Genomic DNA, 19,087 nt, shown 5'->3' on the forward strand with positions numbered 1-19,087 from the left:
AGGATTTTAGATGGATAACAATGATATACTCATTCGATTGAGATATGCACTTGAGTTAAAAAATAAAGAGATGGCAGAAATATTTAAACTTGGCGGTGTGGAAGTAACTGTTCCTGAGGTAATAAAGATTCTCACAAAATCAGACGATGAGGCTGAATATGACGATCAAATAAAATGTAATAACAGTATGTTTGATTCATTTTTAAACGGTCTAATCATTTATAAAAGAGGAAAACAAGAGCCCAAACCAGGACAACCGGATACCCCCGAACCGACAATTAAGAAAAGCGCAAACATAAATAATCTCCTCCTGAAGAAAGTAAAAATTGCACTGGCATTAACGACTGAGGATCTTCTCGAAATATTCGAAAGTGCAGGAATAACTGTAACAAAAGGTGAACTTGGGGCTCTATTAAGAAAAGAGGGACATAAAAATTATAAAGAGTGCGGGGATAAATTTGCCCGGAATTTCTTAAAAGGATTAGCATTAAAATATAGGGAATCCTAAATTACATACTAGAAACAAAAAAGGGGGATACGATGGCAACAGAAAAAGTAGATATTGGCTGGAACTTTGATAACAGTTATTCCCGGCTTCCTGACATATTTTTTACCAGGACTGAACCAACACCAGTGCGATCACCGGAGTTGATTATTCTAAACCGTCCACTGGCGGCTGACTTAGGTTTGAAGGCGCTGGCACTGGAAAGCGAAGCTGGCGTTGCCATGTTTGCAGGCAACCAGATACCAGACGGAGCAATGCCTCTTGCCCAAGCATATGCGGGACATCAATTTGGGCATTTCACGAAATTAGGAGATGGCCGGGCAATCTTACTTGGTGAACAAATAACGCCAAAGGGTGAGCGACTTGATATTCAGCTCAAGGGTCCAGGAAGGACACCGTACTCCCGCGGCGGTGATGGTCGAGCGGCACTCGGGCCGATGCTGCGCGAATACATTATCAGCGAAAGCATGCATTCCCTCGGGATCCCGACCACGCGCAGTCTAGCAGTTGTGACAACAGGAGAGCCAGTATTCCGCGAAAGGACCTTGCCTGGTGCCGTTTTGACACGTATAGCCTCCAGTCATCTTCGCGTCGGTACTTTTCAATTTGCTGCGAAATGGGGAACGATCGAAGAACTTCGGGCTCTTGCTGACTATGCACTGAATCGCCACTATCCAGATGTTGAAACGGATGAGAATCGATATCTTACCTTGCTCCAGGAAGTGATTAAACAACAGGCAGCGTTAGTTGCTAAATGGCAACAAGTAGGCTTCATCCATGGTGTCATGAATACCGATAACATGACGATCAGTGGAGAAACAATCGATTACGGGCCATGTGCATTCATGGATACGTATGACCCAGCAACAGTATTCAGTTCCATTGATACTCAAGGCCGCTATGCTTATGGTAATCAGCCGTATATTGCTGGTTGGAATCTCGCCCGATTTGCAGAGACCCTTCTGCCGCTAATTTATGATAATCAGGAAGAGTCTGTCAAACTGGCACAGGATGAGATTTCAAAATATATGGATTTGTATCAAAGCAATTGGCTTTCTGGGATGAGAGCAAAATTAGGGATATTTAATGAAGAGGATGAGGACGCAACCATTGTTGAAAACCTCCTCAATATAATGGAGAAGAATCAGGCAGACTATACGAACACTTTCCGAGCCTTAACCATTGAAAGACTGGATGAAACGCTCCTAGTGGAGACTCCAGAATTTAAAGAGTGGTTTAAGCAATGGCAGGCACGGCTGGGCAGACAGCAGGAATCAACCGCTGATTCTCATCAGTTAATGCGTAACAGCAATCCTGCTATAATACCACGTAATCACCGGGTAGAAGCTGCACTCGATGCTGCCGTGGATCAAGAAGACTACAGTGTAATGGAGAAGCTGCTGGATGTCCTTTCAAACCCATACGCTCACTCCCCAGAACAAGCCGAATACTGTAAACTTCCGGAACAATCAAACCAGCCTTACCGAACCTATTGTGGTACTTAAGCAATCGTGTAATTTACTTGAAGTACAAGATAATGCTATCCTTTATATGGATAGCATTGTTTTTTTTAATGAAGACAGGGGTGGTTTCGTGTTTAGATTAACTGAAAATGCAAAAGCCGAACTACAAGATAGAATAACGGTAGCTGGCTCAAATCAATTGATTCGCTTGCAAATGCGAAAAAGTTGTTTTATGAAAGTAAAAGTGACATTGGAAGAAACAATTCAGTCTAATGATACAGAAATTACTAAGGATGGGCTCCATTTTATCATTGATAATGCTGAGTGCCATTATTTCAATCATAAAACATTAGATTATATCTCGGATACCACTGGTTTTAAACAATTTGATATTCTGTAAAAGAGCCTGATTTCTATTAGAAATCCGGCTCTTTTTTTAATATGTCAAAGGTAAATGAAACCCTTTAACTAAATATTTAAAAGATTGACAGAATAATGAACGAGAGTTACTATTAAATTATCCTTAATAAATACGAACGGCATTCGATAATGTCGAACAAGGGGAGGGTAGACGTGTCAGAACGCTTAATTCAATCTGTTGAAAGAGCTGCTGATATCATTGAATTATTTTTGGTAACTAAACCAGAACTAAGTATCAAAGAGATTAGTGAGCATTTAAATTTATCAAAAAGTACAGTTCACGGAATCATCAAGACCTTAGAACATAGAGGTTATCTTCAACAAAATCCTGAAGATTCAAAGTACAAGCCGGGGCTCAAACTATTTGAGCTTGGCAATTTTGTCGGGAAAAATCTTGATATTGCGAAAGTTGCAAAGCCAATAATTAGAGAGTTAGTCGATGAACTAAATGAAACCGTTCACTTAGTTTCCTTACAACGAGATGAAATTATTTACATTGAAAAGGTAGAAGGACAAAGTGCCCTTACTATTTATTCGCAAATTGGAAAAAGAGCTCCCTTCCATAGTACTGGGGTAGGGAAGTCAATCCTTGCTCATTTAAACGAAAATGAGGTAAATAGAATCTTATCATCAATCACTTTGGAATCATTTACGAAACACACAATGACAAATATCGATGAGATTAAAGAGCAGTTACATACCATTCGTGAGCAAGGTTATGCGGTTGATGATGAGGAAATTGAGTTAGGGTTGAAATGTATTGCAGCTCCAATTTTTAATCATCAAGGTAATGTAATCGCTTCAATTAGCTGTGCTGCACCTAAAATGAGACTTGATGAACATAAGCTGCCACAAGTAATAGCTGGAATTAGAAGGGCTGCAGCTGAGATCTCGAATCGTTTAGGTTATCAAGGTAAAAGCATCTTATAGAAAGACTAGATAGAAATAATTTATACAATATTTTTTAGGAGGAGAATTAATTTGTCAAAAGTAAAAGTTGCCGTACTTGGCTCAGGAAACATTGGTACAGATTTAATGATTAAACTGGGACGCTCGGAATTTTTAGAGTTAACAGCAGTAATTGGAATTGACCCGCAATCAGACGGTTTACGCCGTGCAAGGGAATTAGGTTATGCAGGGGTTGATACAGGAATTGATGGATTCCTTGCAGATCCAACTTTAAAAGCTGACATCGTATTTGATGCCACATCTGCCAAAGCGCATCTCTACAATGCAAAGGTATTAAAAGAGGCTGGTATAAAAGTCATTGATATGACTCCTGCTGCAGTTGGCCCATATGTATGTGCTGCTGTTAATACTGATGAACATTTAGATAAAGATAATATCAATTTGATTACTTGTGGCGGTCAAGCCACCATTCCAATGGTTCACGCAGTAAACCGCGTAGCTCCAGTAGAATACGCAGAAATTGTTGCGACAATTGCAAGCTTAAGTGCTGGCCCTGGAACACGTGCCAATATCGATGAATTTACAGAAACAACTTCTCGTGCAATCGCAGAAGTTGGCGGCGCCAAAAAAGGGAAGGCAATCATGATTTTAAACCCTGCAGAACCGCCAATTATGATGCGTGATACAGTTTACACTCTTGTAGAAGAAGGGAAAATGGATGAAGAGGCAATTAGAAAATCTATTGCTGACATGGAAAAAGTAGTTCAAGCATTTGTTCCTGGTTATCGCCTTCGCACGGAACCTATTTTTGAGGGAAATAAGGTTACCATATTCCTAGAGGTTGAAGGTGCTGGTGATTACTTGCCTGTATATGCAGGAAATTTAGATATCATGACATCAGCAGGCGTTAAAATTGCTGAAGCATTTGCAAAAAAACTATTAACGAAAGAAACAGTTTGAGCTGTAGAAAGGGGAAATAATAATGACAAATGAAAGAGATATTCTTATCACAGAGGTAGCCTTACGCGATGGAAGCCATGCCATCAATCATCAATATACAGTTGATCAAGTACTTAATATTGCAAAAGCATTGAATAATGCAAACGTCCCTTTTATTGAAGTATCACATGGTGACGGACTAGCAGGATCTTCGTTACAATATGGACGTTCTCGTACAAACGAAATGGAATTAATCGAAGCTGCAGTATCTGTTGCAGATAAATCCAAAATTGCTGTTCTTCTTTTGCCAGGAATCGGTACACTGCATGAATTAAAAGAAGCCGCAAATTTAGGAGCTAAAATGGCACGGATTGCAACACATGTTACAGAAGCCGATGTAGCACCACAACATATTGCCTATGCAAAAGAATTAGGAATGGAAACAGTTGGTTTCTTAATGATGAACCATATGGCGCCAGTTGCTAAATTAGTAGAACAAGCAAAACTTATGGAAAGCTATGGAGCAGATACTGTTTATGTGGTTGACTCTGCAGGTTACTTACTTCCTGACCAAGTCAGGGAACGTATTCGGGCTCTTAAACAATCAATTGGCGTGAATGTTGGTTTCCATGGTCATAACAATCTATCTCTTGCGATGGCTAACACACTTGCGGCCATTGAAGAGGGTGCTACCCGTATTGACGGCAGTGTACGCTGCTTAGGAGCTGGTGCAGGAAATACACAAACAGAAGTACTAGTTGCAGTTTGTGAACGGATGGGAATCAAAACTGGAGTAGATTTATATAAAATGATGGACTTGGCCGAAGATATTGTGGCTCCAATTTTACAAGTGCCACAGGAAATTACAAAGGACAGCCTAACTCTAGGATATGCGGGTGTATACTCAAGCTTTGCGCTCCATGCAAAACGGGCTGCAGCAAAATTTGGTGTTGATTCACGTGATATTTTAATAGAATTAGGTAAGCGTAAAGTGGTTGGCGGTCAAGAGGATATGATTGTTGAAGTGGCAGCAGAAATTGCAAAAAACAAGCCAAAAACAGTCTTAGTGTAAAACTCAAGGCCCACTAAAAAGAGATTAATAGAATTGAGTTTTTGATGGAGGGGAAAGAACATCCCTTCGGAAAATATCTTCAATCAGATGAAATAGTACAAAAAACAACACTTTAAAATTGAGTGTTGTTTTTTGTATGTGGTTTTAATTACTGGCAATGTTCTCGATTTTCAACTTACTATGCAATTGATTCAGCCGTTCCATCAATTGTTTATATTCCTCGAGTTCAATATGACAGGATTGTATTTTGTCACTGATTGTATTTGTTATAGCTTGCTTTTTTTCATAAGCTTTCTTTTCTAAGTAAATAAAGACCCTTCGTTCATCTACTGTTGAACGTTCTTTTCGAAGCCAACCATTTGCCTCCATTCTTGTAAGCATTGGAGTCAATGTTCCAGTCCCTAGACTCAATTTTTCTCCTATGTCTTTGACCGAAACCCCATCATTTTCCCATAATGCTAATAGAACCAAGTATTGAGGGTAGGTTAAGCCGTAGGGCTGAAGTGCACTAGAATATAATTTATTGAATTCACTTGCTGTTTCGTATACAGCAAAGCAAAGTTGGTTTTTTAATACCATGAAGTCTTCCATGCTGATCACCTTACTTTAAATAATTATGACAATAATTTTTTAATATCTTTCTCAATCTTGCTTGGTTCAGTCGTAGGGGCATAGCGCTCAATTACCTGACCATTAGGATCGACTAAAAATTTTGTGAAATTCCATTTAATATTTTTAGTAAGTGTACCTGGCTTCTGGTTTTTTAAATAAGTAAATAGGGGATCGGCATTAGCGCCATTAACATCAATTTTCGCAAATATTGGAAACGTCACACCGTAATTTAGTTGACAAAACTGGGTTGTTTCTTCAATGTCGGCGAATTCTTGATTGTTGAATTGGTCACATGGAAAGCCTAAAATCTCCAAACCATCCTCTTTATATTTTTCATATAATTCCTGAAGTCCTTTGAATTGGGGTGTCAAACCACATTTGCTAGCAGTATTCACAATCAGTAATGGTTTACCCTCATAATCCATTATTGATTTTTCCTTACCATTTGTCATTTTTACATTAAAGTCATAAACTGTTGTCATTTAGCTTCCCCCTTAATATTAGGATTCATTTGTTTGAAAATATGTCGCCTACGATTTAATCTTACACGATTTAATTGTGTGTGGCAAGTTTAAGTTATTATTTATCAGTTGGATATCTCGAAATAGAAAGGAGAACGATAAAGGGGAAAAGGAGGTTTTTCAAATGGGGTTTAATATGTTAAATGGTAAGAATGAAGAAAAGGAAGTACTAAAAGACGTTCTTGTTGAGGCAATTGAAACAGAAGAAGATTTAATGCGGACCTATCTAATAACCGCAGAGCGAATTCATGATGATGATGAGCTAAAGGAACGTCTCGAGAATTTCGCAGAAGGAAATGCAAAACGAACCAAGCAGCTGATTGATGAGCTAAATGAAAACAAGGATAAATAAGTATAAGCACATCTAGGGCAGACCAAGAAGGCCATTTGCTTATCCTGCAGTCTTCTTACTGATTACCGCTATTATCCAATCATAACCACCTTGTTATTAAACCAAAATAAGATGGTTCACTTATTCATTCCAAAGGAGTTGGTTGTGTTGAAATGGCACAAAACGATACTATCAATGATTCAACAGCGTCAGGATAAAAAGGTAGCACTGGCTGTTGACACTTCCACGAATGAAGCCCCAAGCATTTTAATCAATAACATAGTAAAACTGTTTGAACAAGTTAAACCGGATACCATATTAGTCCAAGCAGATTTTAAAATTAGAAGTACCACCCCCATTAAAAGTGATACAATTAAATACCATACACATGGGAAATCTTCATATACTTTGGTACTTGAGTGGGCAAAAGAAGAGAATATTGATACACTGTTTTACATTACGGATGTAACTGGCTTTATTTCTGAAGATATTGAAGATGTTAGCTATGAAATGATTTGGCTTGTACCTGGTTCTATATTGCCAAGAGTTCCGTTTGGGAAAGCAATAAAGGTAGCGTAAAAAGAAATCCCTCACGTAAAAGTGGGGGATGACCTTGCCTGAATAGGAGTATCAGATGAAAGAATTTTATTATGATAAATTGATGGGGATAAAAACGGGAGGGGACCAAAAGGGATTTCATAAGTCATTTCATTACCATCGTTATGAGCCCACTCCTTATAGTGCGCTAGAAGAATTATTTACTCACTATCAAGTAAGCCGTAAGGACCGAATCATTGACTTTGGGTGTGGCAAAGGACGATTAAACTTCTTTATCCATTATCATTTTCATGCAACAGTTATTGGAATTGAAATGAATAGGGATTTTTATCAGGAAGCAATTGAAAATCGAAAAAAATATCAAAAAATGACTCACTCTATTAATGATGATATTTTTTTTCATTGTTGTCTTGCGGAAGAGTATCAAATTGATTCCTTAGATAATCGTTTTTATTTTTTTAATCCTTTTTCCATTCAAATTTTTATGAAAATCATTAATAATATCTTAGTTTCGGTTGAAATGGAGAAACGGGATGTTGAAATTATTTTATATTATCCATCAGAGGATTATATTTATTATTTAGAAAATAACACCATGTTTGAATTAAATAAAGAAATTATTCTTCCTTACATTCATGAACATAACCCAAATGAGCGATTTTTAATCTATCGATTAACCATATAGGTTTGCATTAACTTGTATATTTGACCATCTAATTTAGAGGTATATGAGGGCTTAAGCAAATGTTCTGAAATAATAATATACGTACAGTTGCTTCCTTTTAAATAGCTATAGATAATCTGAGCGGCATCAATTTCATCTCGGCTAAGTTTATAAAAAAAATTATTTGCTGTTGCTTTAAAAATAGTTAATATACTGTTCTTAATGGTTTTATGAACAGATTCTGGATCGGACCAGTTAAACTTTTCAGAGAAAAGAATTTTGTTTTTCTGAATCAGGAATAGTTTATAAGTCCTGTCTGTTAATGGGGCAATAACAGCAATCTTTTTATTACTTCCCGTAAATTCAATGACTTTTTCTTTATTAAGAAGTGAGTGGATGGCATTCAAGGTATCTCTATACTTTCCCGCCGCTTCGAAATCAAATTTTTCAGAGGCTTCGATCATTTTTTGCTCCATAATGCTAACTAGACTTGTATCAAATCCTTGTAGTAAAGCAATAATTTTGTTCATTCTTTCATTGTACTCAATGAGTGCTGCCCCTCCCATACACATCCCGAGACATAAACCTAAGGAATAGTTTAAACATGGAGTATTCTTGTTAGAAGGGCTGCTGCAATTCACCTTATAGAAGTCTTTCATCCCTAGAAGCGCCTTTTCTACTAAATTTTTGCTTTTATATGGGCCAAAATAAAGACTATCGGGCTTATCTGCGTCTTTACAAATTTCTATTCTTTGGTATTCTCCATCCCTGTCAATTCTGATGTAGATATAGGATTGAGGATTTTTCATCATCCGATTAAAAATAGGCTTCATTTCCCTTATTAATTCACATTCGAGCATAAAGGCTTCAAATTCTGTATCAGTAAGGATATAGTCGAAATCCTTTAAGCTGGCTTTCAGCTTGATGATTTTTTGTGTATGGGCCTTTGAATTTTGGAAGTATGAGCGCACGCGATTTTTAAGATTTTTTGCCTTACCCACATAAATAATTTGTCCATTGGAGTCCTTCATTAAATACACACCAGGGGTAGAAGGAAGGTGTTTTACTTTATCCTTTAAGTACATACAATAACCTCCTATCACTATATATCTTATCACAAATAAAAAAGGTGCCGTTTGGCACCTTTTTTATTATTACTTGATCCCTTTCATGAAACCTTGAATCTTAGGTGATAACATTAATAGGATAATACCTAGGGCGATGGACGCTCCGCCAATCACACCAAAATAGGTCATTTCTGTTTCAGGGGTGTAGAATTTAACAACTTGTGCATTCAATGCTTGTGCAGCAGCACTTGCTAGGAACCATAAGCTCATTGTTTGTGCTGAGAATGCTGCAGGTGCTAATTTAGTTGTTGCAGATAGTCCTACTGGTGATAAACATAACTCACCAAATACAACGATTAAATAACTAAGAACAAGCCATAGTGGACTTACTAAAGAATCCGTACCTCCAAAATAAGCCGGGATAAGAATAACTAGGAATGACAAACCAGCAAATAATAATGATAATGAGAACTTTTGTGGAATCGATGGCTGACGCTTTCCTAATTTAACCCAGATCCAAGCAAATACTGGTGCAAAGATGATAATGAATAATGGGTTTAAAGATTGGAACCATGCTGGTGAAATCTTAATTCCCATCCAGTCTAATTGAGTCCGCTTATCCGCATAATTGGCAAGGATGGTTGAGCCTTGTTCTTGAATGGCCCAGAACATAACCGCTGCAATAAATAATGGAATATAGGCAATAATTCTTGAACGTTCAACTGTAGTAGTTTTAGGACTGCGATACATGACAACGAAATAAATCGTTGGGATTAAGATTCCAAGGAAAGTGACAATATTAATAAAGCTAGCAAAAGTTAAAAGACCGTTTGGAATTAATACAGCACATAGAACAGCAAGAATAATTACTGCTAGTCCAATAATGGTGAAAACCTTTTTCTTTTCTGCAGGAGCCAGTGGATTCGCCACCATCGTTCCAGCAAGGCCAAGATTTTTTTTCTTTGTTACACTAAACACGACTAATCCTAAGAACATACCTACTGCTGCAATCGAAAAACCGATGTGGAAATTGCTTATCGACCCAACGATTAATGGAGATATGAAAGCACCTAGGTTAATACTCATGTAGTAAATAGTAAATCCTGCATCACGACGTTCGTCTTTTTCGCTATATAATTCACCTACAGCGGAAGAAACATTCGGCTTAAGCATCCCAGTACCTAGGACAATCAATACCATGGATACAAAGAACATAGCAACACTGCCAGGAACAGCAAGCGCTATATGTCCAAACATAATTAAGACTCCACCGTAGAACACGGCTTTCGAAGAACCGAAGATCCGGTCAGCCAGCCACCCGCCAATGATTCCGGACATATAAACAAGTGATCCGTATATGGACATGATTGAAAGTGCAAGATTTTGATCAATGCCCAATCCGCCTTTAGAAACTTCGTAATACATATAGAAAACAAGGATGGCTCTCATTCCATAGTACGAGAATCGCTCCCAGAATTCAGTAAAGAAAAGGGTAGATAGACCTTTAGGATGTCCGAAAAATCCTGTTTGAGGTACACTATCCACAATTTTCTGTCTATTGATGTTTGACATGTTATTACCTCCCTTTATATTATATTATAATACTTTCTTAAGTTTTGAATTGTCAAAAACATTTTTTAGTAAAAGGAGTAAAAGAAAGTTGTAAACATTGATAATACTGAATTTTAACTAATTTAGATCGAAAAAGAAAGTTTTTTTAAAATAGTAAATACATTCAGAGAAGAGGGACTTTTCACTCTACTAGAGTGATAGATAATCCTTTATCTTTAATTTTGGTTAAAAAAGTGCAAACTATACTAATGAGAAGAAATCCTCCAAATTAATTGGGTGCCTGACACCAAAGAAGGACAAATGTCCATCTTTGGTGTCAGGCACCTTTTTCTAAAAATATGGGCGATATTATGATTGACTTTGACGTTGCGCAAAGGTGTATTGTTAGTTTTACAAGGAGGTGAAAGCGGATGGAATATACTGTACAGAAGCTTGGGAGTCTAGCAGGAGTTAGCACCAGAACACTACGGTATTATGATGAAATAGGGATTCTTAAGCCTGCAAGAATAAATTCATCAGGATATCGAATCTATGGGCAAGCAGAAGTGGATCGCCTGCAGCAAATCTTATTCTACAGGGAATTAGGAATTAGCTTAGAAAGCATCAAAGAAATCGTAACGGCTCCTTCTTTTGACGGGGCAGCTGCACTGAAAGAGCATCGAAAAAAACTCCTTGAGAAAAAGGAACAATTAGAATTGTTAATCGCAAATGTGGATAAGACAATTGCAGTAACGGAAGGGAGAATGAAAATGTCAAATAAAGAGAAGTTTGAGGGCTTTATTAAAAAAATGGTGGATGAAAATGAAGAAAGATATGGAAAAGAGATTCGTGAAAAGTATGGGGATGATACTGTAAATAAATCCAATGCAAAACTTCAAAATATGACACAAGAGCAATATGAGGAGGTTACTAAGTTAGCTGAATTGATAACAGAAACACTAGCTGAGGCTTATAAAACAGGAGACCCTGCCGGGGATTTAGCTCAAAAAGCTGCTGATCTCCATAAACAATGGTTATGCTGCTATTGGAATGAATATAATAAGGAAGCTCACGCAGGTCTTGCACAAATGTACGTGGATGATGAAAGATTTACCGCCTATTATGATAAAGAACAGCCAGGTACGGCAGCGTTTCTAAGAGATGCCATTCATATTTATACCGGTAAGAAAAAATAATTTTTATAAAAGAAACAGGAGCTAAATAAACTATGGGCACAAAAGTTGAGTATAAGAAAACGTTTAAGCACATTTACCTGCCAAAAACTGTCCCTGTAATTATTGATGTACCAAAGATGTCTTATATTATGATAAGTGGAACAGGAGATCCAAACGGAGACGAATTTGCTCTAGCAACTGAGGCATTATACAGTCTTAGTTATGCTGTAAAAATGTCCTATAAAAGTAATGAGGTGCCTGAAGGTTACTATGAGTATACGGTTTTTCCACTTGAAGGTATTTGGGATTTAATTGATAAGTCAAAGCCTGTACAAGACAAAAGTAATTACAAATATACGATTATGATCAGACAACCTGATTTTCTAACCGAGAATCTATTTGAAAAATTTTTGGAGCAAACGAAAAAGAAAAAACCAAATCCATACCTTGAGAAAGCAATATTTGGTGAGCTGACAGACGGTCTTTCTTGCCAAATTATGCATATCGGACCTTTTGAGAATGAAAAGGAAAGTTTCACCAAAATGGAGTTCTTTTGCAAGGAAAATGGCTATATTCGAACAAGTAAAATCCACCGGGAAATTTATCTATCTGACCCGCGCAGGACGGTTGCACAAAAACTAAAAACAGTATTGAGATTCCCTGTAAGACAGCAATAGTCTTGCAGGGTTTTTTATTAATTTTAGGATCTTTTAGTATTTTAGTATTTAAATTTAGAGTTTTGGTAAAAAAAACCAAATTTACTTTATTGCATCAACGCGGCTCTGTAGAACTGGAATTTTTTGAACTTTTTTCACGTAATTGACAAATATGGATCGTACCACTAAAGTTATATATGTCATAATTATTTTAAAATTTACTATATTGTTATACTTCTGATAAATAAGAATACATAAACACATACGAATGAACAGGAAGGTGTAAATGTGGAAAAGGATCCTATTCTTCGAATTAAAGACTTAAAGGTGTCATTTCAATCAGGGAAGAAATTCGTTCCAGCTGTAGATGGTATCAGCTTTGATTTAAGAGATGGCGAAATACTAGGGATTGTAGGTGAATCTGGTAGTGGTAAAAGTGTTACTTCACTAACAGCCATGGGGCTGATTCCAACACCACCCGGGAAAATCGAGAATGGCGAAATTATTTTCGAAGGAAAAGACTTGAAAAATATATCTGAAAAAGAGTGGCGCAACATCCGCGGGAATCAGATTTCAATGATTTTCCAAGAACCCATGACATCATTAAATCCACTCTTTACGATTGGCAATCAATTAATTGAAGCGATTCGCTTACATACAGACCTTTCAAAAAAAGAAGCAATGGCACGAAGTATTGAATTATTAAAGCTTGTTGGAATCCCACGGGCAGAAGGAATAATTAAAGACCATCCTCACCAGCTTTCGGGCGGAATGAGACAGCGGGTTATGATTGCCATGGCAATGGCCTGCAATCCAAGGGTATTGATTGCGGACGAGCCAACAACAGCACTCGATGTGACAATTCAAGCGCAGATCCTAGCATTGATGAAGGATTTAAATAGGAAGACAAATACAACGATCATTCTCATTACCCATGATTTAGGTGTTGTGGCTGAAATTTGTGAACGCGTCATTGTCATGTATGCTGGGCAAATCGTGGAGCAGGGTGATGTTCGAACGATTCTCAAAAATCCACAGCATCCTTATACGAAGGGCCTGTTAAAATCTGTACCCGATTTAAGAGGGAAAACAGAACGGCTGTATAGTATTCCGGGTGCAGTCCCAACTCCAGGGACGATTCATAAGGGATGTCGATTCGCGGCAAGATGCACAGAGACATTCACTAAATGCCAAGAAGAAACACCGGATTTATTTAAAACGGAAAAAGACGGACATGAAGTGCGCTGTTTCCTACATACATTGAAGAGGGAGAGTGACAACCATGTCAGAATTACTTCTTGAAGTTAATGGTTTAAAAAAGTACTTTCCGATTACAGGCGGCCTGTTTGGAAGGAAACAAGGAGAGGTCAAAGCGGTTGACGATGTATCTTTTTACGTTAAAAAAGGAGAGACATTGGGCATTGTTGGTGAAAGCGGCTGCGGTAAATCTACCACGGGCCGGCTCCTTATGCGCTTGATTGAAGCTAGCGACGGAAAGATTGTCTTTGAAGATAAAGAGATTACTAGTATGTCAAAAGCGGAATTAAGAAAAACGCGCCGGGATATCCAAATGGTTTTCCAGGATCCTTATGCATCGCTTAATCCAAGACATTCTATCGAACAGATTTTAGAAGAGCCTTTGATTGTTCATGGAATTGGGACAAAGGAGGAACGTAATAAGCAAGTGAGAGACATGCTTGAAGTCGTAGGCTTAAGCAGCTATCATGCCAAAAGATATCCCCACCAATTCAGTGGCGGTCAGCGTCAGCGGATTGGAATTGCAAAAGCGTTAATGACGAAACCGAAACTGATTATTGCAGATGAGCCTGTGTCAGCACTCGATGTGTCCATTCAAGCCCAGGTTCTCAATCTGATGAAGGATATTCAAAAAGAATTCCAGCTTACATACATTTTTATCGCTCATGATTTAGGAGTTGTACGCCATATTAGTGATCGCGTAGGAGTGATGTACTTAGGAAGATTAATAGAGTTAGCTGAAAGTGAGGAGCTTTACGAGAATCCAAAGCATCCATATACAAAAGCACTACTTTCAGCTGTACCAATACCAGATCCAGATATTAAGAGGGAAACTATTTTAATTGAAGGAGAACTTCCCAGTCCAGCAAATCCTCCTTCAGGCTGTGCCTTTCATACACGCTGCTCACAGGTGATGGATATTTGTAAAAATACTAGACCAGCGGAACAAAACCTGAACGGTCATTTTGTCGCATGTCACTTATATAACAAGTGATTTGCTGCATTTATGATAAAGAAAACAAAAATATAGGGGGTTAAAAAAGCTTATGAAGAAGAAATCTTTTAAACTGCTATTGATTTCTCTACTAGCCATCAGTATGTTTTTAGTTGGCTGCAGCAGCAAAACGAATGAAGAAGCAGGCGGCAAGAAAGATCCTGCCACAAGTGGCGGAGCGAAAAAGGATACTCTAGTATATGGCCGTGGTGGAGATTCTACATCACTAGATCCAATTACAACAACTGAAGGCGAAGCATTTAAAGTAACAGAAAACATTTTTGAAACATTAATCCAATATGGTGATCAAGATACCACAATTAATCCAGGTCTTGCTGAATCGTGGGAAGTGACACCTGATGGCTTAACTTACACCTTCAAGCTTCGTCAAGGCGTTAAGTTCCATGATGGTACTGATTTTAATGCAGATGCGGTTGTTTTTAACTTTGATCGCTGGATGAATGGAGATGCCGATAAATATCCTTATTACACTATGTTTGGTGGTTATAAAAAGGATGAGGGCCATGTAATTAAAGAAGTAAAAGCCCTAGATGCCAATACGGTTCAATTTGTACTAAAACGTCCACAGGCTCCATTCTTAAAGAATCTAGCAATGTCTCCGTTTGGAATTGCAAGCCCTGCAGCTGTTGAAAAATACGGTGACAAGTTTAGACAAAATCCAGTTGGTACGGGTCCATTTAAATTTGTTGAGTGGAAAGAAAACGATACTATTACACTTGAAAAGAACCATGACTATTGGCAAAAAGGCCTGCCTAAGTTAAACAAAGTTATTTTCCGTGTGATTCCTGAAAATACTGCACGTCTGAACGCTCTTGCCAATGGTGAGATTGACGTAATGGATGGACTAAATAATTCAGATGAAGCTACGGTTAAAGGAAATGCCAATCTCCAAGTAATTGAACGTCCTTCTATGAACGTTGGTTATATCGGTTTAACAACTACTCGTAAACCATTTGATAACAAATTGGTTCGTCAAGCGATTAACTATGCTGTCGATAAAAAATCAATTATTGATGCTTTTTATGGCGGGAAGGCTCTAGAGGCTGTCAATCCAATGCCTCCTTCCATCGAAGGCTACAATAAATCAGTTGAACCATATCCATATGATCTAGAGAAAGCTAAAGCATTGTTGAAAGAAGCTGGATACGAAAAAGGATTTGAAATCGACTTATGGGCAATGCCTGTTGCTCGTCCTTATATGCCAGAAGCACAAAAAGTAGCCGAAGTTATTCAAGAGAGCCTTAGCAAAATCAACGTCAAAGCCAAAATCCAATCTGTGGACTGGGCTACTTACCTAGATAAAGCAGCAAAAGGTGAATTTGATATGTTCATGCTCGGCTGGACAGGTGATAATGGAGACCCTGATAACTTCTTATACACATTGCTTGATAAAGATAGTATTGGAAGTAACAACTATTCCCAATACAGCAATGACAAGTTACATGAAGTCTTAATTAAAGCACAAACAGAAATAGATCAAGCAAAGCGTAATGCACTTTACGAAGAAGCACAAGTGATTATCCATGATGATGCTCCATGGGTACCACTTGTTCACTCTACACCGCTGTTAGCAGCAGGGAAAGATGTGGCCAATTACTTACCACACCCAACTGGATCTGAAGCATTAACTAAAGTTGAATTTAAATAATCATGGCTGAAAGGGGAGGAATTTTAGCCTCCCCTTTTGTTAGCTATGCATATTCATAATTAATGAAGAAAAAGGTTGAGTGGCAGCGTCTAGCCAGGCGCTTATGCTATACAGTGAGGTGAAATAAATTGTTAACATATACAGTTCGCCGGGTGTTTTCATTAATACCTGTATTAATAGGGATGACGCTTGTTGTATTTGCTATTATCCATGCTATTCCAGGAAATCCCGCTCAGGTAATTCTTGGTCAAAGAGCAACGGCAGAATCAATTGCCACGTTAACGAAGGAATTAGGGCTAGACAGGCCTTGGTACATACAATACGTAGATTATATTAATGCCCTTCTTCATGGGGATTTAGGTGAGTCACTACGGACAAGGGGGCCAATCAACGAAGAAATATGGCCTTACTTAGCAGCAACAGCAGAGCTAACTGTTGTAGCTATGTTGATTGCCATCGTTGTTGGGGTCAATGCAGGGATCGTCAGTGCCTGGTTCTCAAAATCATGGTTTGATTATGTTGCGATGGTGCTTGCACTGATAGGAGTGTCACTGCCGATTTTTTGGCTTGGTTTAATGGAACAATGGGTATTTTCCATTGAATTAGGATGGCTGCCAACGACGGGAAGAGAGAATGTAAGAGACCCTGTTTCAGCGATTACTAATTTCTATTTAATAGATACTTTAATACAAGGAAGAACCGATCAATTTATCACGGTCCTAAAGCATTTGGTCTTGCCAAGCATTGCACTTGCCACCATTCCAATGGCGATTATTGCTAGAATGACACGGGCGACCATGCTTGAGGTGATGAAGTCGGATTATGTCCGTACAGCGAGAGCAAAAGGACTGAGCATGTTTTGGGTCGTATATAAGCATTCCTTAAAAAATGCTGTCATCCCTGTTCTTACGATTATTGGGCTGCAAACGGGCCTTTTACTTGGAGGAGCAATTCTAACGGAAACTATCTTTGGTTGGCCAGGAATTGGAAGATATCTATATGATGCAATCGGCTACCGTGATTATCCAGTTATTCAGTCAGGGATATTAATTATTGCGGCAATTTTTGTTCTTATTAATTTAATCGTGGATTTATTGTATGTATTTGTTGACCCACGAATTAAATATACGAAATAGAGGAGGGGAATGAAAAGTGGCGGAACTTGCAAAAAAACCGGCAAATATAACGACGGTAATTGTTGAAGAAAAGCTGACACCTCCCTGGAAGGAAGCATGGATCTCATTTTATAAAAACCGGCTGGCATTAGCTGGTTTAGGGATTGTTGTCTTTTTTATCATTATTGCAATAATTGCCCCGATTATTGCTCCATATAGCTATAAAGCTCAAGTCTTAACTGATCGAATGCTCCCTCCTTCTAGTGATCACTGGTTTGGGACCGACGACTTTGGACGTGATATTTTTTCTCGGATTGTTTATGGCGCTAGGATATCTTTGTGGGTGGGCTTTTTCTCCGTCTTAGGGTCTGTTGTGGCAGGGACATTCCTTGGAATTGTTGCTGGTTACTACGGCCGCTGGGTAGATGCAATTATCTCCCGCATTTTTGATATTATGTTAGCCTTTCCAAGTATTCTTTTGGCGATTGCGGTTGTTTCAATTTTGGGACCATCCTTACAAAATGCACTGATCGCAATAGCGGTTATTAATATCCCAAACTTTGGACGACTCGTTCGCTCTAAAGTATTAAGTGTTAAACAGGAAGAATATATTATGGCGGCCCGTGCAGTAGGAATGAAGGATACACGAATTCTACTTCGTCATATTTTACCAAATAGTATATCACCAGTAATCGTCCAAGCTACTTTGGCGATTGCCACCGCTATTATAGAGGCAGCAGCTCTTGGTTTCCTTGGAATGGGGGCACAGGCTCCGACACCTGAATGGGGAAAAATGCTTGCTGATTCCAAAAACTATATCACGCAGGCACCTTGGACATTATTCTTCCCAGGGGTAGCCATTATGCTGACAGTCCTTGGCTTTAACCTAATGGGTGATGGACTAAGGGATATCCTAGACCCGAAAATGAAACAATAGATATAGAGACCCCTGTGCGGGTCTCTTTCTTTTGGTGTCAGGCACCGATAAATTAATCCTAAAAAATTGTCTAAAATCTCAAAATAGCATTATAATTATGCTTAATAATTTGTTTTAAGCAACGGGAGGTCTGGAGTAATTTGGAGATGAGTGACAAGAGTATTGTGTTTATTGGGTTTATGGGTGTTGGGAAAACTACGATTGGCAAGAAGGTTGCTACAAAACTCAATCGTGAATTTATTGATATTGATGAACGAATTGAAAAAGAGTATAACATGCCGGTGTCCCAGATTTTTACTGAATTTGGTGAGACTGAATTTAGAGATAGAGAAAAAAGCTTAATTGTGAGTCTAGCGGAACAAAAGCAAAAAGTTATTTCTGTTGGTGGAGGGTCCTTCCTCCAAACAGAGATAAGAGAAACTTGCTTAGCATCTTGTATTGTGATTTTTCTCGAACTATCATTGGAAGCCTGGAAAGATAGAATTGAGTTGATCATTGACAGCCGCCCTGTTTTACAAGGAAAGTCAATAAAAGAAATGGAAGAGCTTTATTATAAAAGACAAGATATTTACAAGAACCATCATTTAAGGATTTCCACCAATTACAAAACTTCGGAAGAAATTGCGGACTTAATTGTAAATGAATTAATTTCTTATGTGGACTAAACTATTA

General features: G+C 38.2%; 21 protein-coding genes. 17 read left to right on the forward strand and 4 right to left on the reverse strand.

Annotated elements, in window-relative coordinates:
• Positions 1-10 precede the first annotated feature (10 nt).
• The 6 genes from AC4QJR_RS05670 to dmpG all read left to right on the forward strand — a co-directional run bounded on the left by AC4QJR_RS05670 (position 11) and on the right by dmpG (position 5,308).
• Positions 11-508 (forward strand): YehS family protein, encoded by a 498-nt coding sequence (locus AC4QJR_RS05670; protein ID WP_496525593.1) that lies wholly within the window; start codon positions 11-13, stop codon positions 506-508.
• 32 nt (positions 509-540) lie between these two features.
• Positions 541-2,010, forward strand: coding sequence for a protein adenylyltransferase SelO (locus AC4QJR_RS05675; RefSeq protein ID WP_496525594.1), 1,470 nt, complete (start codon positions 541-543; stop codon positions 2,008-2,010).
• Between the two features lie 88 nt (positions 2,011-2,098).
• Positions 2,099-2,368: an iron-sulfur cluster biosynthesis family protein gene (locus AC4QJR_RS05680; RefSeq protein WP_251459127.1), complete on the forward strand. Its 270-nt coding sequence runs from the start codon at positions 2,099-2,101 to the stop codon at positions 2,366-2,368.
• 173 nt (positions 2,369-2,541) lie between these two features.
• Positions 2,542-3,318, forward strand: coding sequence for an IclR family transcriptional regulator (locus tag AC4QJR_RS05685; protein ID WP_496525595.1), 777 nt, complete (start codon positions 2,542-2,544; stop codon positions 3,316-3,318).
• Between the two features lie 51 nt (positions 3,319-3,369).
• Positions 3,370-4,257, forward strand: coding sequence for an acetaldehyde dehydrogenase (acetylating) (locus AC4QJR_RS05690; RefSeq protein ID WP_251459123.1), 888 nt, complete (start codon positions 3,370-3,372; stop codon positions 4,255-4,257).
• A gap of 22 nt (positions 4,258-4,279) precedes the next feature.
• Positions 4,280-5,308 (forward strand): 4-hydroxy-2-oxovalerate aldolase, encoded by a 1,029-nt coding sequence (gene dmpG, locus AC4QJR_RS05695; protein ID WP_496525596.1) that lies wholly within the window; start codon positions 4,280-4,282, stop codon positions 5,306-5,308.
• 144 nt (positions 5,309-5,452) lie between these two features.
• Here dmpG and AC4QJR_RS05700 read toward each other — a convergent pair whose 3' ends face one another.
• Positions 5,453-5,899 (reverse strand): MarR family winged helix-turn-helix transcriptional regulator, encoded by a 447-nt coding sequence (locus AC4QJR_RS05700; RefSeq protein ID WP_098576270.1) that lies wholly within the window; start codon positions 5,897-5,899, stop codon positions 5,453-5,455.
• 23 nt (positions 5,900-5,922) lie between these two features.
• Positions 5,923-6,402, reverse strand: a complete 480-nt coding sequence (locus tag AC4QJR_RS05705) for a glutathione peroxidase (RefSeq protein WP_496525597.1) — start codon at positions 6,400-6,402, stop codon at positions 5,923-5,925.
• A gap of 163 nt (positions 6,403-6,565) precedes the next feature.
• On the opposite strand from AC4QJR_RS05705, the gene AC4QJR_RS05710 reads away from it, so the two are divergent.
• The 3 genes from AC4QJR_RS05710 (at position 6,566) to AC4QJR_RS05720 (ending at position 8,015) form a co-directional block, all read left to right on the forward strand.
• A complete protein-coding gene (locus AC4QJR_RS05710; protein WP_496525598.1) occupies positions 6,566-6,793 on the forward strand; it encodes a hypothetical protein in 228 nt (75 codons plus the stop codon).
• Between the two features lie 147 nt (positions 6,794-6,940).
• Positions 6,941-7,351, forward strand: coding sequence for a VWA-like domain-containing protein (locus AC4QJR_RS05715; RefSeq protein WP_098576267.1), 411 nt, complete (start codon positions 6,941-6,943; stop codon positions 7,349-7,351).
• A gap of 55 nt (positions 7,352-7,406) precedes the next feature.
• The gene (locus AC4QJR_RS05720; protein ID WP_098576266.1) at positions 7,407-8,015 is read left to right on the forward strand and encodes a methyltransferase; all 609 of its coding nucleotides are present in this window, start codon (positions 7,407-7,409) and stop codon (positions 8,013-8,015) included.
• On the opposite strand, the gene AC4QJR_RS05725 is transcribed toward AC4QJR_RS05720, so the two are convergent.
• Together AC4QJR_RS05725 and AC4QJR_RS05730 are read right to left on the reverse strand one after the other, a co-directional pair.
• The gene (locus AC4QJR_RS05725; RefSeq protein ID WP_496525599.1) at positions 7,997-9,079 is read right to left on the reverse strand and encodes a GIY-YIG nuclease family protein; all 1,083 of its coding nucleotides are present in this window, start codon (positions 9,077-9,079) and stop codon (positions 7,997-7,999) included. The genes AC4QJR_RS05720 and AC4QJR_RS05725 overlap by 19 nt on opposite strands.
• Before the next feature lie 69 nt (positions 9,080-9,148).
• The gene (locus tag AC4QJR_RS05730; protein WP_496525600.1) at positions 9,149-10,633 is read right to left on the reverse strand and encodes a peptide MFS transporter; all 1,485 of its coding nucleotides are present in this window, start codon (positions 10,631-10,633) and stop codon (positions 9,149-9,151) included.
• Positions 10,634-11,043: 410 nt separating this feature from the next.
• Here AC4QJR_RS05730 and AC4QJR_RS05735 point away from each other — a divergent pair, with 410 nt between their 5' ends.
• The 8 genes from AC4QJR_RS05735 (at position 11,044) to AC4QJR_RS05770 (ending at position 19,080) form a co-directional block, all read left to right on the forward strand.
• Positions 11,044-11,808, forward strand: coding sequence for a MerR family transcriptional regulator (locus AC4QJR_RS05735; protein WP_496525601.1), 765 nt, complete (start codon positions 11,044-11,046; stop codon positions 11,806-11,808).
• Between the two features lie 32 nt (positions 11,809-11,840).
• Complete coding sequence (locus tag AC4QJR_RS05740) at positions 11,841-12,464, forward strand: GyrI-like domain-containing protein (protein WP_496525602.1); 624 nt, start codon at positions 11,841-11,843, stop codon at positions 12,462-12,464.
• Positions 12,465-12,731: 267 nt separating this feature from the next.
• Positions 12,732-13,745: an ABC transporter ATP-binding protein gene (locus AC4QJR_RS05745; protein ID WP_496525603.1), complete on the forward strand. Its 1,014-nt coding sequence runs from the start codon at positions 12,732-12,734 to the stop codon at positions 13,743-13,745.
• A complete protein-coding gene (locus tag AC4QJR_RS05750) occupies positions 13,726-14,694 on the forward strand; it encodes an ABC transporter ATP-binding protein (RefSeq protein WP_251459109.1) in 969 nt (322 codons plus the stop codon). The genes AC4QJR_RS05745 and AC4QJR_RS05750 overlap by 20 nt, the downstream gene beginning before the upstream one ends.
• Positions 14,695-14,746: 52 nt before the next feature.
• Positions 14,747-16,363 (forward strand): ABC transporter substrate-binding protein, encoded by a 1,617-nt coding sequence (locus AC4QJR_RS05755; protein WP_496525604.1) that lies wholly within the window; start codon positions 14,747-14,749, stop codon positions 16,361-16,363.
• A 128-nt stretch (positions 16,364-16,491) separates the two neighbouring features.
• Entirely contained in the window at positions 16,492-17,499 is a 1,008-nt protein-coding gene (locus AC4QJR_RS05760) for an ABC transporter permease (RefSeq protein WP_098576260.1), read from the forward strand.
• A gap of 16 nt (positions 17,500-17,515) precedes the next feature.
• Positions 17,516-18,415 carry a nickel transporter permease gene (gene nikC, locus AC4QJR_RS05765; protein WP_098576259.1) on the forward strand — a complete coding sequence of 300 codons (900 nt, stop codon included), beginning with the start codon at positions 17,516-17,518 and terminating at the stop codon, positions 18,413-18,415.
• A gap of 146 nt (positions 18,416-18,561) precedes the next feature.
• Entirely contained in the window at positions 18,562-19,080 is a 519-nt protein-coding gene (locus tag AC4QJR_RS05770) for a shikimate kinase (protein WP_496525605.1), read from the forward strand.
• Positions 19,081-19,087: the final 7 nt, after the last annotated feature.

The organism is Neobacillus sp. BP17 (assembly GCF_059579525.1).

Excerpts from the sequence above, each read along its gene's own strand:
- AC4QJR_RS05705 (WP_496525597.1), bottom strand. The coding sequence starts at position 6,402 with ATGACAACAGTTTATGACTTTAATGTAAAAATGACAAATGGTAAGGAA.
- AC4QJR_RS05770 (WP_496525605.1), top strand. The coding sequence starts at position 18,562 with ATGAGTGACAAGAGTATTGTGTTTATTGGGTTTATGGGTGTTGGGAAA.
- AC4QJR_RS05735 (WP_496525601.1), top strand. The coding sequence starts at position 11,044 with ATGGAATATACTGTACAGAAGCTTGGGAGTCTAGCAGGAGTTAGCACC.
- AC4QJR_RS05725 (WP_496525599.1), bottom strand. The coding sequence starts at position 9,079 with ATGTACTTAAAGGATAAAGTAAAACACCTTCCTTCTACCCCTGGTGTG.
- AC4QJR_RS05755 (WP_496525604.1), top strand. The coding sequence starts at position 14,747 with ATGAAGAAGAAATCTTTTAAACTGCTATTGATTTCTCTACTAGCCATC.
- dmpG (WP_496525596.1), top strand. The coding sequence starts at position 4,280 with ATGACAAATGAAAGAGATATTCTTATCACAGAGGTAGCCTTACGCGAT.
- AC4QJR_RS05750 (WP_251459109.1), top strand. The coding sequence starts at position 13,726 with ATGTCAGAATTACTTCTTGAAGTTAATGGTTTAAAAAAGTACTTTCCG.
- AC4QJR_RS05700 (WP_098576270.1), bottom strand. The coding sequence starts at position 5,899 with ATGGAAGACTTCATGGTATTAAAAAACCAACTTTGCTTTGCTGTATAC.
- AC4QJR_RS05710 (WP_496525598.1), top strand. The coding sequence starts at position 6,566 with ATGGGGTTTAATATGTTAAATGGTAAGAATGAAGAAAAGGAAGTACTA.
- AC4QJR_RS05730 (WP_496525600.1), bottom strand. The coding sequence starts at position 10,633 with ATGTCAAACATCAATAGACAGAAAATTGTGGATAGTGTACCTCAAACA.
- AC4QJR_RS05675 (WP_496525594.1), top strand. The coding sequence starts at position 541 with ATGGCAACAGAAAAAGTAGATATTGGCTGGAACTTTGATAACAGTTAT.
- AC4QJR_RS05670 (WP_496525593.1), top strand. The coding sequence starts at position 11 with ATGGATAACAATGATATACTCATTCGATTGAGATATGCACTTGAGTTA.
- AC4QJR_RS05740 (WP_496525602.1), top strand. The coding sequence starts at position 11,841 with ATGGGCACAAAAGTTGAGTATAAGAAAACGTTTAAGCACATTTACCTG.
- AC4QJR_RS05720 (WP_098576266.1), top strand. The coding sequence starts at position 7,407 with ATGAAAGAATTTTATTATGATAAATTGATGGGGATAAAAACGGGAGGG.